A 15123-nucleotide genomic window follows, 5' to 3' on the forward strand; every position below is an offset into this window, starting at 1 on the left:
TCGACTTATCCGAGTGCCAATGGTGCGTCATCGGACCCGGGTTCGTCCAGCGGAAGCGGGCCGCCCCACACCTGCACCAGCCCGTCGGCCGGGATGATCACGGCGTGCACCGGGCGGTCGTGCGGCTCGCCGGGCACCGCCTCGATCAACTCCCCGTCGTGCAGCAGCGCCACCGTCGGCGTACCCGCCGGCACCCGGGCCAGCGCCCGGTCGTAGGAGCCGCCGCCGCGACCCAGCCGCAACCCCTGATGATCCACGGCCAGGGCCGGCACGACCACCAGCCCGGCGGTGGCGATCGCGGTGGGCCCGAGCGGCGGGCCGACCGGCTCCCGCAGGCCCTTGCCGGCCGCTCGCAGCGACCCCGGCCCGGTGTATCCGGCCCAGTCCAGGTCCAGGTCCTCCCGGAGCACCGGGAGCAGCAGCTCCGCCTCCGGCGCGAGCGCCGCCCGCAGCACCTCGGGCAGGTCGGCGCCGCCGGGCTCCGAGCCGACCGGCACGTACGCGGTCATCCGGGCCGGGCGCAGCCGGCGTACCAGGGAAATCAGCTCGGCCTGGACGCGCGCCGCCGCTTCCGCCCGGCGCGGCGATTCCAGCGACCGGCGGTGGGCGAGCCGCGCGACGCGCAACTTCCTTTTCGCCTCATGGGTGACATCCGCTCCATCAGAAAATTCCGGCACGCAACACTCCTGACGCAACGCTTGTCTCCCGGTCGCTCTGTGTCAGCATCGCAACAAGGGGCGCGGAACTTCCGGGGGGAAGCTTGACGCTACGCGGGCGGTTGACGGCGGCCTTCCTCGCGGTGGTGCTCGGCCCCGTCCTGCTCGGCGCCTTTTTCGTCGGCTCGACCATGGCCACCCTCGACCGCAGCCGCTCCACCGAACGCCTGGGGCTGGCCGCCGCCGGCGTGCGTACCTCCGTGGACGCCCTCTGCCAGCAGCTCCGCGCGGCGGCCGACGCGGTCGCGCTGGTCACCGACCCGGCCGCCCGACCCCGCGCGGCCGACCAGGTGGTGGGCCGCGGCCTCGCCGCCGCCGTCCAGGTCACCGACACCGCCGGCGGCACCAGCTACGCCACCCCCGGCAGCCCGGTCGGGCCCTGGCGGGACTGTGCCGGCGAACCGCCGGCCGCCGGCCCGGTCCGGGCGCTCGCCGCCCGGGTCCAGCTCCGCGACCCCGCCGGCGCCGACCTCGGCACGGTCGCCGCCGCGCAGCCCGTCGACCCGGCCTTCGTCGCCCGGCTCGCCGCGGTGACCGGCGTCGCGGTCACCCTCCTCGACGACACCGCCGGCACCGACCGGGTCACCCACACCACCGAGACCCGAGGGGTACGCGAGGCGGTGCTGGCCGCCGCCGAAACCGTCGACGGGGACCGGGTCGTCGAGACCGACGGCCGGTACGTGCGCCGGGTCGGACCGTCCCCGGGGCAGCCGTTGCCGCTGGTCCTCTCCGTCCCCGGGGAGCGCCCGCCGGACCTCTACGCCGCCCTGGTCGGCGCGGTCGTGCTGGCCGCGCTGCTGGCCGTGGTGGCCGCCTGGCGGCTGGCCCGGGTGACCACCCGTCCCCTGGTCGAACTCGCCGGGGCGGTGGACCGGGTGACGCACGGCGACCTGACCGCGCGGGTGCCGGTGCGCAGCTGGGACGAGATCGGCCGGCTGGCCGGCGCGTTCAACCGGATGACCCGGGAGACCGGGAGCTACGTGGCCGCCCTGACCACCAGCCGGGACCAGCTGCGCGGGCACCTGGCGGTGCTCGGCGACACCCTGGCCAGCACCCACGACCTGCAACGCATCCTGCGGGTGATCCTGCACAGCGCGATCGCCGCGACCGGCGCCCGGGCCGGCGCGGTGCTGCTCGTCGACGGCGACGGCGTGCTCGTCGGCCGGTGCGTCGAAGGGCTGGACGGGCGCTGGCCCACCGACGAAGGGGCCGACCCGGCGGCGCTGCGGGTGCCGGTCGGCACCGGCGTGGTCGGCACGGTGGCCGCCACCGGGGAGCCGCTGTGCGGCCGGTGGGACCCGGCCCGGGCCCCGACCGGCGAGCCGAGCTGCGAGACGTACGTGGCGGTGCCCTTCGCCGCGCCCGGGGCGGCCGAGCTGGGCGGCCGCGGCGCGGACCGGCCCGGGCACCCGCCGGCCGACGACTCCAACTCGGCCAGCGGCCATGATGCGACCTCCGCGCCGCTCGGCGGTGCTCCGGACCGGATGAAGGCCGGTCCCGTGCCGCGCCGCGACCCGGAGCCGTCGGCCGCCCCGGCCGGCGCCGGCGCGCTCGGGGTGCTGGCCCTCTACGATCGGGTGGGCGACGCCGAGTTCGACGACGACGACCTGGTCACCCTGCGGACCTTCGCCGGGCACGCCGCGGTGGCGGTGGAGAACGTCCGGGTGCACGAGGAGGCGCAGCGGCTCTCCCTGACCGATCCGCTCACCGGGCTGTGGAACTACCGCTACCTGCGCGAGTCGATCCGGCGCGAGGTGGAACGGGCCAACCGGTTCGGCCGGATGCTCAGCGTCCTGGCCCTCGACCTCGACCGGTTCAAGGACGTCAACGACACCTGGGGGCACGCCGCCGGGGACGCCGTCCTGATCGAGTTCGCCCGCCGGATACGCGGCGAGATCCGCGAGATGGACCTGGCCTTCCGGCAGGGCGGCGAGGAGTTCGTGGTGCTGCTGCCGGAGACCGACGCCCGGGGCGCGACGATCGTCGCCGAGCGGCTCGGCGCGGTGGTCCGGGACCACCCGGTGCCGGTGGAGGGACACGGCGGCGAGGCGGTGCGGGTGCCGGTGACCGTCTCCATCGGCATCGCCGTCTACCCCGACCACGCCGCCACCGGCCAGCAGGTCCTCGACGCCGCCGACGACGCCCTCTACGCGGCCAAGGCCGCGGGCCGGGACGGCTACCGGCTGGCCCAGCCCCCGGACCCGACCTCCACCCGGGAGATACCCGTGGTGGCTGCCACGGTCAGTCCGCCCGACGGACTGCCCCGGGCGGGCGCGCCGGACCCCGCCGGAGCGGGTCACGGCGGCGCGTCTTCCGGTCCTCACCCGCCGCGGCAGACCCGTGGCCGATAGTCTCGCGACATGTCGGAGCACTCAGCGAACCCCTCAGCGGCCGCCGCGACCGGTCGCTCCCGCGCGGTCAAGGCCGTCATTCCGGCCGCCGGCCTGGCCACCCGGTTCCTGCCGGCCACCAAGGCGGTCCCGAAGGAGCTGCTGCCGGTCGTCGACCGGCCGGTGCTGCAGTACATCGTCGAGGAGGCCACCCAGGCCGGCATCAGCGACGTGCTGCTGGTCACCGGGCGCGGCAAGACCGCGATGGTGGACCACTTCGACCGCCGGCCCGACCTGGAGGAGCGGCTGGCGAACAAGCCCGAGCTGCTCGCCGCCGTCAAGCGCACCGAGGACCTGGCCGACATCTACACCGTCCGGCAGCCCGAGCAGCTCGGCCTGGGCCACGCGGTCGGGTACGCGGAGGCCCACGTCGGCGACGCGCCCTTCGCGGTGCTGCTCGGCGACGAGTTCGTCAAGCCGTCCGAGCCGCTGCTGCCGGCCATGCTGGAGCTGCAGGCGCGTACCGGCGGCGTCGTGCTCGCCTTCTTCGAGGTCGACCCGGCCGAGACCACCCGGTACGGCATCGCCTCCGTCGAGCCGGCCGAGGCGGAGTTCAGCGACATCGCCGAGGTCGTCAAGGTCACCGGCCTGGTGGAGAAGCCGAAGCCGGAGGACGCGCCGAGCAACCTCGCCGTCCTCGGCCGGTACGTGCTGCCGGGGCGGATCTTCGACGCGATCAAGCGGACGAAGCCGGGCAGCGGCGGCGAGATCCAGCTGACCGACGCGATGGAGCTGCTGCGCACCGAGGGGGTGCCGGTGCACGCCATCGTCTACCGGGGCACCCGCTACGACACCGGTATGCCGCTCGGCTACCTGCAGACCGTGGTCCAGATCGCCACCGAGCGCGAGGACCTCGGCCCCGAGTTCCGCAAGTGGCTGGCCGAGTTCGTCAACAGCGACGCGTCGGGCGGTCCCAATACATGACCGCGACGGCCGACGCCGAGGCGGCCGCGAACGAGTTGACGCCGCTCGCCGACTACCTGGGCAGCGTGCTGCGCAGGTTACGCGCGCTGCCTCCGCTCGACCTCGACCTCACCCAGGCGTACGGCAACGTCCTCGCCGAGGACGTGGTCGCACCGCACTCGTTCCCCGCCTTCGACCAGGCGGCCGTGGACGGGTACGCGGCGCGCTGGGAGGACATCTCCGGAGGGAGCCGGGGGCCGGGCTACGTCCCGGCCCCCTCCGGTATTCCCGGTGGCCGCAGCATCCGTCTGAACGTGGTCGGCGACCTGGGCGCGGCGAGCTGGCGACCGGTCCGGCTGACCCCCGGCTCCTGCTTCTCCGTGGCCGCGGGGGCGCCGCTGCCCATCGGCGCCGACGTGGTGGTGCCGGTGGAGTGGACCGACCAGGGCATGGCCGCGGTGGAGATCTTCCGCGCCCCCAAGCGGGGGTACGGCGTCCGTCGTGCCGGTGAGGAGCTGCCCGCCGGCACCCTGCTCGCCCGCGCCGGCACGTACGTCTCGCCGGCCCTGGTCGCCGTCTTCGCCGCCACCGGCATCGGGCACGTGGTGGTCCGGCCCAGCCCGCGGGTGGTCATCGTGGCCACCGGCGACGAGCTGGTCGACGTTGGCCGGGGCAGCCAGCCCGGCCAGGTGGTGGACGCCAACTCGCACGCGCTGACCGCCGCCGCGGCCGAGGCGGGCGCGCTCGCGTACCGGGTGGGGATCTGCGACGACGACCCGGAGGGGCTACGCGGCCTGCTCGAGGACCAGACCCTGCGGGCCGACCTGCTCATCACCACCGGCGGCACCGGCACCGGTCCCGGCGACATGGTCCGGCGCATCCTGTCCCGCCGGGAGGGCGGCCGGGCCGGGCCGGTCACCTTCACAGAGGTCGCCCTCTATCCCGGAACGGCCCTCGGATTCGGTACGGTCGGCGCCGAGGAGGTGCCGGTGGTGTGTCTTCCCGGTGAGCCCGGCGCGGCGCTGATCGGCTTCGAGGTGCTGGCCCGGCCAGCCATCCAGCTGCTGGCCGGCGCCGAGCCGGTGTTCCGGCCCAGCGTCCGCGCGCACCTGCTGGAGACGGTCTCGTCCCCGGCGGGGCTGCGCGAGTTCCGCCCGGCGCACGTGGCCGAGCGGCGCGGCGGCGGGTACACGGTCCAGCCGCTCGCCGGCGGCCCGTTCACCCTGTCCGGCCTGGCCGAGGCGAACGGCCTGCTGGTCCTCGGCGAGCGGGTCACCACCGCCGCCGCCGGCTCGACTGTGGACGTCCTCCTGCTGGACCGGCGCCGGTGATGTTCCGACGGCCGCCCGGCTGGCCGGTGGTGCTGGTGGACGGTCCGGTGGTGCTGCGGCCGTACAAGCGATCGGACGCGGCCGCCTGGTCGGAGATCCGGCGCGCCAACCGGGCCTGGCTGTCCCCTTGGGAGTCCCACCTGCCCGGCAGCTGGGACGAGGTGAACTCGCCCGCCGCGTTCCGGTTCGTCCACGCCGACCAGCGGCGTTCGGCGCGGACCGGTGAGGGGATGCCGTTCGCCGTGTGCCTGCGCGAGGACGGGCGGGAACGGCTGGTCGGCCACCTCAACGTAGGCAGCATCGTCCGTCGGGCGTTCTGCTCCGGGTACGTCGGCTACTGGGTGGATCCCCGGGTGGCCGGTCGCGGGGTGATCCCCACCGCCGTGGCCCTCGCGGTGGACCACGCCTTCGGCCCCGGTGGGCTGCACCGGATCGAGGTGAACATCCGCCCGGAGAACACCCCGTCCCGGCGGGTGGTGGAGAAGCTCGGCTTCCGTGAGGAGGCCTACCACGTGCGGTACATGCACATCGACGGCGCCTGGCGCGACCACATCGGATACGCGATGACCAGCGAGGAAGTGGCCGCCGACGGCGGCCTCCTGGCGCGGTGGAACCGCGTACGTGACAGTCGAGGGTGAACCGTCCCACCCGCCACGCCCGGCGCGGCATCCGGGTGAACTGGGTCGGCGGCCCGTAACCTCAAGTAACTGCAAGCTGTGGCAAGCGCTGCGGGGACCGCACGATCTGCGCCGTAATCGACGGGCGACGGAACAAGTTGCGGCCGAGCGGCGCTAGCCCCGAATTCGGTGACGGGAGGGGTGAGGGTGCCGACCTCGGTGCTCCTCGCCGTCCTCGCCGCCGCCGGCCTGCTCGCCCTCGCGCCGGCGCTGGTCCGCCGGTACGACGCCACGGAGCGGCTGGTGGCGGAGCGGGCGCAGTCGACGGCACGGGTGCTCCAGCGCCGCCGTCGCCGGCGCACCGTGCCCGGGCGGCGACCGCTGCACCCGCCCCGATCCCTCGTCGTCACTCTCAGTGAAGATGCCGATACAGGGAGTCTTGCCCGCCCGGTCTCCGCGCCCCCGGCGCGCCGCCGCTCCGGCCGGCTCCGGTCCGTCCCGCCCGCCCCGGCCAAGTCCCGCCGACGGCACCCCGCGAAGCGCCGGCACACCCCGGCGGTCTACCGCCGCCGCCGGGTGCTCGCCGCGCTGCTGCTGCTCAACTTCGTCGAGCTGATCGGCGTGGTGCTGGTCAGCCCCGGGTTCTGGATCAGCGTCTCGGTGACCGGCGCCCTGCTCGTGGCGTACGTCGTACACCTGCGGCAGCGCGCGCTGGCCGAGCGCCGGCGGCGGCGCGCGGAGGCCCGGGAGGCGGCCTGGCTGGCCGCCCGCCAGGCCGAGGTGCGCCGTGAGCAGGCCCGGCGCGCCGCGGCCCGGCGGGAGGCGCAGCGACGCCTGGCCGCCCAGCGCGAGGCGGTCCGGCGTACCGCGATGGGCCTGGACCGGCCGGCGGACCTGCCGCCGGCGGCAAGCGGCGGCTCGGTCTCCTACCGGCGGACAGGTGGTCTGCGTGGCCGGCCCTACCAGTCCGGGCGCGGCGCCTGAAATTTCCTGTCCGCCGGTTGTCGAATCCGGCGATGGTCGTTCGACGGGTTGGTGAGGGCCGGCGCCGGGCCGGCCGCCACCGACGCACAGGGAGCACATCATGGCCAGGATCGTGTCGAACTTCTTCATCTCGCTCGACGGGGTCGTGGAGCGGCCCGACCAGTGGCATTTCCCCTACTTCGACGACGAGATGGGCGCCGCGGTCGGCCACGGCGTGGAGCGGGCCACGGCATTCCTGATGGGGCGCAGGCAGTACCAGGAGTGGGCGGAGTACTGGCCGAACCGGGCCGACGGCGACGACGGCGGCTTCGCGGGGTTCATCAACTCCGTGCCGAAGTACGTCCTGTCGAACACGCTCACCGAGGCGACCTGGCGGAACAGCACCCTGCTGTCCGGGGGCTCGGAGCAGGTCGCGGCGCGGCTGCGGGAGATCAAGGAGCGGTCCGACGGGGAGATCGCCATGTCGGGCAGCACCACCACGGTCCGCTGGCTGCTGGCCAACGGACTGCTGGACGAACTGCGCCTGCTGGTCCACCCGATCGCCGTGGGAAGCGGCCAGCGGCTCTTCGAGGAGACGCCGACCTGCCCGCTGCGCCTGATCAGTTCCGAGACCTTCAAGAGCGGCGTCCTCAACCTCGCCTACGTCCCCGCGTAGGGGCCGCTTCGAGACCTTGGGAGGTTTGGGCCCCTCCGGGGCCTTTTCCTTCCATGATCCCCTCCTCCGGTGGGGTGGTTCGCGGGGGAGGGGTGCGACCTGTTAGCCTTGTCGCCGGCCCGCCCGGTGCAAGCCGGGTGGGACCGACGCTGGTTCGCCAGCGGAGGGGCTGTGGCGCAGACCGGTAGCGCACCTCGTTCGCATCGAGGGGGTCAGGGGTTCAAATCCCCTCAGCTCCACCCAGTTCAGAGGCCGTTTCCCGTGGTGGGAGACGGCCTTTTTCGATCTACGGGCTGAGACGGTAGAGAGCGTCTGCAACGTCGTTGGCCAGTGACACGGCCCCAGCGCTGCTGCAGCAAGGTTCCCCATGGCGGTGGAGAGTACGAAACCGTCGGCGCCGACCGGCGCTGCATGAACTCCGCCGGGTGTAGCGCAGGAGGACGAATGCCGCGAGTGCGGAGGCGGCTTCGCCGATGGCAATGCTGATCCATATTCCGGTGACGGTGGTGCCGCTGGCTGCCAGCACGAGGGGGGCTTTGACGAGCACGAGGCTGCCGGCGGAGAGCAGGTATGACGGGGTGGCCCGGCCGAGGGATTGGAAGTAGGCCGAGGCGAGCGGGGTGACTCCGGCGGCGGCGATGCCGAGGGTGATGATGCGGAGTGCGTGCTCGGCGGTCGGGGTGACGGCGGTGTCGTGGGTGAAGACGGCGACGAGCGGCCCGGCGAGCAGGGTGATGGTCAGAGCGGCGAACGCACCGTAGCCGAGGGTGGCGCGCAGGGCGAGTGTGCGGGCTCGGTTGACGTGGTCGGTGAGCCCTCGGCCGGCGTTGTAGCCGATGATGGGTTGCAGTCCTTGGCTGATGCCGATCTGCGGCATGGTGACGAAGGTTTGGACGCGGGCGCAGACGGCGTAGGCGGCGAGGGCGGTCGCGCCGGCAGCGGTGGCGGCGAGGACGTTGTTCACCAGCACGGCGAGTAGGGTCGCGCCGAAGCCGGCGAGGAACGACGGGGCGCCGATGCCGATCAGTGCTCGTAGGGTCGGGCCGTGCGGGCGTAGGTCGCCGGCGGTGATGCGGTAGGGACGCTCGCGTTGGGCGAAGAAGAACCAGAGGCTCATGGCGGCGGAGACGGCTTGGCCGCCGACGGTGCCGAGTGCGGCTCCGCGGACGCCCATGTCGAGGCCGAAGATGAGCAGCGGGTCGAGGGTGATCTGGACCAGGACGGGGATCAGCCAGAGCAAGGTGGCGTACCGCAGGCGGCCTTCGGCGCGGATGAGGCTGGAGAAGCCGGTGGAGACAAGCGCCCCGCAGAGCAGCACAACGGTGTAGTCGCGGGTGAGGCCGCGGGTGGCGGCCTGCGCGCCGAGGGCGGTGAGCAGCGGCTCGAGGGCGAGCAGGCCGGTGATGGTGATGGTGGCGGCGGCCGTCCAGAAGACGGCGAAGGCGTTGCCGGCGGCGCGCGCGGCAGCGGCGGGATCGCCGGCGCCGAGGCGGCGCGAGACGAGCGAAGCACCACCGGCGCCGACGGTGGTCGACACCGCCCCGAGGATCATCAGAACGGGGGCGGCGAGGTTGACCGCGGCCATGGCGTCGGTGCCGACGCCGCGGGCGACGAACCAGGCGTTCGTCAGGGCATAGATCCCGTAGACGCCGACTGACAGGGTGGTCTGGGAGCAGGTGTGCCACAGCAGCCGCCCGATCGGGTGGCGGCCGAGCGCGACGGCGCCCTCGACCGGACGGGTGGCCGCTTTCAGCGGGCGTCCTTGCCGAACAGGGCCATGACCTCGTGCAGGCGCTCGCGAGCCCAGTCGTACTGGCGGGTGTCGGCGTGGCCGCGATAATTCGTTTCGATGATCATGATGAGGATCAGATAGAGGGTGTACAGCCTGCGGCGTCGCCGCTGGTTGTCGCTGAATTCAGCGTGGCCGTAGCCGCGGGTGAATGCTGAGGGGTCGCCGAAGGCGGTCAGGTCGGTTGCGGTGAAGCCGGCTTCGATGAGCGGGTCGCCGTAGAAGGCGCGTTCGTGGTCGATGATGCACACGATGCGGCCGTCGCGGATCATGACGTTGCTGTCCCACAGATCCCATTCGACGAAGCGGGGTTCGGTGACCTCGTCGAGGCAGTCCGCGTGGGCGGTGATGATGTCGCGGATAAGGCTGTAGTCGTAGCTCAGGTCGACGGCGCGGCGTTCACCGTCGCGTAGGACGTCGCCGATCATGCGGGTGAAGCAGGCGCGCCAGCTGGGATCGCCGGGTCCGGCGAGGGGGCCGAACGCTTGACCGCGGATACTGTTGAGTTCGCGGGTGGTTGCGCCGAGTGCCTCGTTGTACGCGTCGAGCTCGCCGGGTGGGAGGGTGTCCTTGACGATGCCGAGGTTGTCCGCGTCGATGTAGGGCATGAAGAAGTAGTCGGCGTCGCACAGTTCGTGGCTACGGTCGGCGTAGTCGACGGCGGGCACGGGCACGCTGGTGTGTTTGCGAATGAGTTCCAGCGCGGCGAGCTCGATGGACATGGCACCGTGCTCGTAGGTCATGACCTCGACATGCGGCGGTGGTGCGATCTTGAGGACGACCAGGCGGCCGTCCCGCAGCCGGATGCGGTACGCGACGTTGAACCAGCCGTGCCCGAGCTCGCTGACCCAGCCTTCGCTCTGCTCGTGCGGGACCTGGTCGGCGCCGTAGGCGCGAGCGATCATCGCGTGCAGCGTGGCGGCCGACTGCCGGTTCTTGGTGATGCTCTCCATGGGTCCTCACGCATTCGCCTCGTCTGGTCGGGCTGGCTCGCACGGTAGACAAGAGAGCGCTCCCAGCAACAGTGACAGCCAGCTGCCACGCCGGGTGTCCGGGTGGTGGCCGCCGGGGATTCGCTGCTGGCGCCGGCGGTGACCCGGCGACTGATCGCCGACCTGACAGCACGCCGGCCGCGTAACCCGTCACCAGCGATAGGCCTTGAGGCGCTGATCGCGCGGGAGCGGGAGACCCTGAGGCTGCTCGCTCGGGGCCTGTCCAACGCGGAGATCGCCGCCGCGACGTGGTCAGCGAACACACCGTGAAGCCACATGTGAGCAATGTGCTGAGCAAGCTGGCTCTGCGTGACCGCGTGCAGGCCGTCATCGCCGCGTACGAATCCGGCCTGATCGCCCCCGGCTCGGCCTGAGGTGTGAGGTTCCTGCCAGGTGAGCGGAGCGGGCAGCAAGCCGTCACCATCCCGGGACGGTGAAATGAGCGAATCGGTGCGCGGAAAACAGTCATCCGGCGACCATGGGCGGGTGGGACGGACTGAGTCGGTGCAGGCCAGGAGCGTCCTGCGCGGTGAGGAGGAATCCCGGCAGGCCAACTTCCTGGAGCTGTTCTTCGACCTGGTGCTGGTCTTCGCCTTGATCGGCGTCGTCAGTCGGGTGGTGCCGGACCTTCTCTCCGACGATGTGCGCCTGCGCTGGCTGTCGCTGCTGTACACGGTCGTTCTGGCCCTGCCGCTGCTCTGGCTGTGGACAACCACCGCGTACATCACCAGCCGGTTCAGTCCAGGCTGCGGGCGCGTTCAGGTAATGGTCCTGGTCAGCGCGTTCGGTCTGCTGATCATGTCGACGTCCCTGCCGTACGCGTTCGTCGCGCACGGCGGCCCCTTCGCCGTGCCGTACGTGTTGCTTCAGGTCGGACGCCCGTTGCTGCTCCGGCCGCTGTTGCGAGAGCATGAGGCGATACGGGCCCTCTACACCCGCCAGGCCATCGGGTTCACCGCCTCCGGCGTGGTCTGGCTCTGGGGGGCGGTGATGCACGGGCCCTACCGGGTCGCCCTGTGGTCGGTGGCCATCACCGTGGACCTGGTCGCGGCGCGATTCAACTGGCCGATACCCGGCAAGCGCCATTGGCCCATCAGCGCGTGGGGGATGGCCAGCACCAGACACCTGCCTGAGCGGTACCAGCAACTGTTGCTGATCGCGCTCGGCGAGACGGTGGTGTCGATAGGCCTCACCTACACCCACCACCACACCACGCTCGCCGCAACTACGGCCCTGGTGATCACATTCCTGTCGTCCGTGCTGCTGTGGCGGATCTACTTCTATCGTGCCGGCCAGGTGCTGGCCGAGGCCGTAGAGATGTCGTCGAACCGGGCGGCGCTCGGCCGGAGGATTGGCGCCGCCCACGTGCTTATGGTGCTCGGCATCGTCTTCATCGCCGCGGGCTCGGAAGACGTGCTGGCCCATCCGGACGGGCGCACCCGGGCGGCCTGGCTCGCGATGATCCTCGGCGGGCCGGCGGTCTTCCTGCTCGGCCGGATCCGGCTGGAACGGAGCGTCTTCAACCGGCTCGCCGTACGCCGGCTCGTCGGCATCGGCGCTCTGGTCCTGCTGGCACCGCCGCTGGCCTTCGGCCCGCCACTGCTCGCCGCCGTTGCCGCCGCCGTTGTACTGCTTGGTGTCGCCCTCGCGGACGCCTGGAAGGCTGCCGGCCGCCCACCGGAGGCCCCGTCCCCAGTCATCTAGATCCAGCTGACGCCGGCTGGGGCCCCCGGCCTGGCGGTCACCACCATCGCGGTGAGGGCGTTGGTCGCAATTGCTACCAGGCTAGTTGTGGAAAAGCGGCACCCCACCGGTACCACGCCTGTGAGCGGAGCTCAGGGCGCCTGAACCCGGTACTGATACTCGCTCGCCTCGATGAAGCCGCCGGCGCGATACAGCTTCCGGCGAGGTGGCCATGGTGAAGATGCCGGTCCATCCGTCGTCGTCGACCTCGATCCGGAGCCGCTGGTCCGCCGGGCTCGTCACCAGGCGGTATTGATCACGTAGGGGGCCGGGTTCGGGACGCTGTGCCACTCGGCCACGCTGGGCGGAATCTGCACCCAGTCGCTCTCGCCGACCTCGCACTGCTGGACGGTCGGGAACCACAGCACCTCCGGCGCCTTCTCGTCGATCCGGAAGCCCAGGCCGAAGAGTTGGACGTCGTGGTCGGGCAGCGGTCCGCCGATCCACGCCACCTCGACGATCCGGCCGAAGCCCTCGCCCTCGCCGACCGCCCGGGTCACCTGGACCTCCCACCCGGGTACGGGATCCGGGGTGACGAGGTGCAGACCTTCGGGGATCCGCACCCGTACGGCTGTGGTCGGCGAGCCGGCGCACCCGTGCCCGACCCGGAACGCGGTGTGGAAGAACTTCGTGTCCGCGGTATTGGGCGTGGTCACCACGTGCGCGCTGGCCGGCACCGCGGCGACACCGATCGCCACCGCGGCGGCGACCAGGACGACCCCGGCACGTCGCATCAGTTTGATCACTCGTCTCCTCCAGAGGCTCGGGATGCTCGTCGCCGTCAGCCCGTCCGCCCGGCCCGGCACCGGACTCAGCATGCAGAGGGCTCGCGGTCGCGTCTTCGCGCAGATTGCTGCGCCGGCCGCGAACGATCACGAGCGGCCCGGTCCGCACCCCGCCGACCGGTTCCACCGCCCGGCGGGATGGACCCTCAGCAGCAGAAACGTCGTCTGCGCTCCGCCGGCGGCCGGCGGCGGCGGGCGACCCCAGAATCAGCCGGCCCACACCACGATGCCGCCGGTTCACGGCTAGGGGTCAAGGGTCCGAAGCCCCTCAGCCCGGCCGCCCCGGACAAGAGGCCGTCTCGTGTCTCGGGGACCATCCGGGTCGGACGGTCGGTCCGTCACCCGGCCGACACGGCTGATCTTTCCCCGAGCTGGCTTCCCCGGCGCCGAGCGTTGCCTCTAGGCTCCGTCCCAAGTTTCGGCGCGCGACCGCCGATCCTTCTCGACGGGGGCAGGGCCGCATGCGGGTCAAGATGTTCGCACGTCTCATGGTCGCGGCGCTCGGCGCCGCTCTCGGCGTGGTGGCGCCGCTGGGCTCCGGCGCGGCGTACGCGGAGGGCGCGACCGGGCTCGGCGTCGACACGTACACGGAGATGCTGGTCGACTCGGCACGCGGTCAGCTCTTCTTCAGCCTGGGACGGGAGCGGTCGGGGGTCCGGGTGACGGACCTGGCCGGCGGCGCGCAGCGGACGATCCCGGACCTGCCCGGCGCCAGCGGCATGGCGCTGAGCCCGGACGGCGCGACGCTCTACGTGGCCCTCGCCGACGCGGACGCGGTCGCCGCGATCGACACCACCACGCTGACCGAGAAGCGCCGCTACAGCCTCGGCAGCTTCACCTGCCCCACCTGGTTGGCCCCGGCCGGCGGGAAGCTCTACATCGGTCACGGCTGCCAGTTCGGCAAGGGCAAGCTGGGCTCGCTCGACCTGCGCGGAGCGGCGCCGGCGATCACCCTGGACCTGCCGCTCGACGGCGAGTACTACTACCCGCCACTGCTGCGGGGCACCCCGGCCAACCCGAACCTGCTGCTCCTGGTCAACCGGTCCAGCGTCTCGTTCGCCATCTCGGGCCGGCCGATCCTCTACGACGTCTCGTCCGGTACGCCGTCGCACATCGCGTCCCTGCCCGGCGAGACCTGCACCGGGCTGCACAACGCGGCGCTGACGGCGGAGAAGGTGATCCTCGGCTGCACCTATCTGTGGGACCCGGAGACGAACTCCAGAGTGGTGGCCACCGAGCACGTCGCGTACTCGACGACGGACATGTCGCCGGCGGGCAGCTATCCGTCGGGGAGCTGGGCGACCGCCGTGACGACCTCGCCGAACGGTGCCCACGTCATCGTCGGTGCCAGCCAGAGCGGCGCGATCCACGTCGAGCGCCCGGACGGGACGCTGGTCCGCCGGTACCTCGTCCCGCCGGGCAGCCATCTCCATCGGCAGGGGCTCGCGGTCAGCGCCGACAGCCGCACGCTCTACGTCGTCACCACCGACCCGGACGGGACGAACCCCGCGCTGCGCCGGCTGACCGACTTCAACGGCACCGGCACGTCGCTCCTGCTCGCCGCGCCGGCGACGAGCCCCCGCGCCACCAAGCTGACCGTCAGCGGGTCGCTGGGCTTCCCCGGGACGCCCGGGTCGACGCCGTGGCAGCTGCGGGTGGTGAAGCAGGACCTCGCCGGCAGCCACCCGCTGCCCGACGTGACCACCAACGTGGACGGGACCTTCACCTTCCCCGACACGCCGCAGGTCGGCGCGGCCAACACCTACACGGTGACCTTCCCCGGCGACGCCACCCATCCGGGGGCGAGCCAGTCGGTCACCGTGCAGGTCTCGCGGGCCGCCACGGCACTGAGCGCCACGACGAAGGTGTCCGCCTCGGGTCGCAGCCATGGCGCGGTGGTCACCGCGCAGCTGGGCACCACCTACAACAACCGGACGGTCTGCCTGTACGCCCAGCCCTACGGCCGGGCCCGCACGACGCTCACCTGCGGCACGGTGGACGCCTACGGCAGGCTGACCGCCACCTACCCGACGTACCGGCGGGTCACGTTCAGCGCGAGCTTCGCCGGTGACCACCGGTACGCGCCCGCCGAGGCCACCTCCCGGCTCACGTACACCTTCCTGGTCAAGCCTGGGAGGTTCCGCGGCTACTGACGACCTCGGGAACGACGGGCCCCGGCCCGGCCAGGACCGACATTGGTCGCCCTGGCCGGGTTCGG

Annotated in this window: 12 protein-coding genes, 1 tRNA gene and 1 pseudogene; 10 read left to right on the forward strand and 4 right to left on the reverse strand. The window is 72.6% G+C overall.

The window, feature by feature from the left end; translation table 11 throughout:
* Positions 1–5: 5 nt before the first annotated feature.
* On the reverse strand, positions 6–677 hold the full coding sequence (locus tag ACZ6S5_RS18880; protein WP_466002029.1) for a 5-formyltetrahydrofolate cyclo-ligase: 672 nt from the start codon (positions 675–677) through the stop codon (positions 6–8).
* An 83-nt stretch (positions 678–760) separates the two neighbouring features.
* Here ACZ6S5_RS18880 and ACZ6S5_RS18885 point away from each other — a divergent pair, with 83 nt between their 5' ends.
* The 7 genes from ACZ6S5_RS18885 to ACZ6S5_RS18915 all read left to right on the forward strand — a co-directional run bounded on the left by ACZ6S5_RS18885 (position 761) and on the right by ACZ6S5_RS18915 (position 7835).
* Positions 761–3067, forward strand: a complete 2307-nt coding sequence (locus ACZ6S5_RS18885; protein WP_466002030.1) for a diguanylate cyclase — start codon at positions 761–763, stop codon at positions 3065–3067.
* Positions 3068–3076: 9 nt separating this feature from the next.
* Positions 3077–4030 carry a UTP--glucose-1-phosphate uridylyltransferase gene (locus tag ACZ6S5_RS18890; RefSeq protein ID WP_466002032.1) on the forward strand — a complete coding sequence of 318 codons (954 nt, stop codon included), beginning with the start codon at positions 3077–3079 and terminating at the stop codon, positions 4028–4030.
* Positions 4027–5340 (forward strand): molybdopterin molybdotransferase MoeA, encoded by a 1314-nt coding sequence (locus ACZ6S5_RS18895; RefSeq protein ID WP_466002034.1) that lies wholly within the window; start codon positions 4027–4029, stop codon positions 5338–5340. The genes ACZ6S5_RS18890 and ACZ6S5_RS18895 overlap by 4 nt, the downstream gene beginning before the upstream one ends.
* The gene (locus ACZ6S5_RS18900; RefSeq protein WP_466002129.1) at positions 5340–5978 is read left to right on the forward strand and encodes a GNAT family N-acetyltransferase; all 639 of its coding nucleotides are present in this window, start codon (positions 5340–5342) and stop codon (positions 5976–5978) included. The genes ACZ6S5_RS18895 and ACZ6S5_RS18900 overlap by 1 nt, the downstream gene beginning before the upstream one ends.
* A gap of 180 nt (positions 5979–6158) precedes the next feature.
* Entirely contained in the window at positions 6159–6941 is a 783-nt protein-coding gene (sepX, locus tag ACZ6S5_RS18905; protein ID WP_466002035.1) for a divisome protein SepX/GlpR, read from the forward strand.
* Between the two features lie 100 nt (positions 6942–7041).
* Complete coding sequence (locus ACZ6S5_RS18910) at positions 7042–7596, forward strand: dihydrofolate reductase family protein (RefSeq protein WP_466002037.1); 555 nt, start codon at positions 7042–7044, stop codon at positions 7594–7596.
* Positions 7597–7761: 165 nt separating this feature from the next.
* Positions 7762–7835, forward strand: a tRNA-Ala gene (locus tag ACZ6S5_RS18915).
* 47 nt (positions 7836–7882) lie between these two features.
* Here the strand turns inward: ACZ6S5_RS18915 and ACZ6S5_RS18920 are convergent.
* Positions 7883–9403, reverse strand: a complete 1521-nt coding sequence (locus ACZ6S5_RS18920) for an MATE family efflux transporter (protein WP_466002131.1) — start codon at positions 9401–9403, stop codon at positions 7883–7885.
* Positions 9346–10338 (reverse strand): phosphotransferase family protein, encoded by a 993-nt coding sequence (locus tag ACZ6S5_RS18925; RefSeq protein ID WP_466002039.1) that lies wholly within the window; start codon positions 10336–10338, stop codon positions 9346–9348. The genes ACZ6S5_RS18920 and ACZ6S5_RS18925 overlap by 58 nt, the downstream gene beginning before the upstream one ends.
* A gap of 96 nt (positions 10339–10434) precedes the next feature.
* Between ACZ6S5_RS18925 and ACZ6S5_RS18930 the strand changes: the two are divergent.
* Both ACZ6S5_RS18930 and ACZ6S5_RS18935 read left to right on the forward strand, forming a co-directional pair.
* A pseudogene (locus ACZ6S5_RS18930) lies at positions 10435–10751 on the forward strand (response regulator transcription factor); the annotation flags it as partial.
* Positions 10752–10770: 19 nt separating this feature from the next.
* Positions 10771–12081: a low temperature requirement protein A gene (locus ACZ6S5_RS18935; protein WP_466002041.1), complete on the forward strand. Its 1311-nt coding sequence runs from the start codon at positions 10771–10773 to the stop codon at positions 12079–12081.
* A 278-nt stretch (positions 12082–12359) separates the two neighbouring features.
* Here ACZ6S5_RS18935 and ACZ6S5_RS18940 read toward each other — a convergent pair whose 3' ends face one another.
* A complete protein-coding gene (locus tag ACZ6S5_RS18940) occupies positions 12360–12866 on the reverse strand; it encodes a YcnI family protein (RefSeq protein WP_466002043.1) in 507 nt (168 codons plus the stop codon).
* Between the two features lie 512 nt (positions 12867–13378).
* Between ACZ6S5_RS18940 and ACZ6S5_RS18945 the strand changes: the two genes are divergently transcribed.
* Positions 13379–15058, forward strand: coding sequence for a YncE family protein (locus ACZ6S5_RS18945; protein WP_466002045.1), 1680 nt, complete (start codon positions 13379–13381; stop codon positions 15056–15058).
* Positions 15059–15123: the final 65 nt, after the last annotated feature.

It is taken from the genome of Micromonospora sp. NPDC051924 (genome assembly GCF_055586005.1).

What these genes read in the sequence shown, in the direction of transcription:
- ACZ6S5_RS18890 (WP_466002032.1), top strand. Translation starts at nt 3,077, where the DNA reads ATGTCGGAGCACTCAGCGAACCCCTCAGCGGCCGCCGCGACCGGTCGC.
- ACZ6S5_RS18895 (WP_466002034.1), top strand. Translation starts at nt 4,027, where the DNA reads ATGACCGCGACGGCCGACGCCGAGGCGGCCGCGAACGAGTTGACGCCG.
- ACZ6S5_RS18900 (WP_466002129.1), top strand. Translation starts at nt 5,340, where the DNA reads ATGTTCCGACGGCCGCCCGGCTGGCCGGTGGTGCTGGTGGACGGTCCG.
- ACZ6S5_RS18910 (WP_466002037.1), top strand. Translation starts at nt 7,042, where the DNA reads ATGGCCAGGATCGTGTCGAACTTCTTCATCTCGCTCGACGGGGTCGTG.
- ACZ6S5_RS18925 (WP_466002039.1), bottom strand. Translation starts at nt 10,338, where the DNA reads ATGGAGAGCATCACCAAGAACCGGCAGTCGGCCGCCACGCTGCACGCG.
- ACZ6S5_RS18945 (WP_466002045.1), top strand. Translation starts at nt 13,379, where the DNA reads ATGTTCGCACGTCTCATGGTCGCGGCGCTCGGCGCCGCTCTCGGCGTG.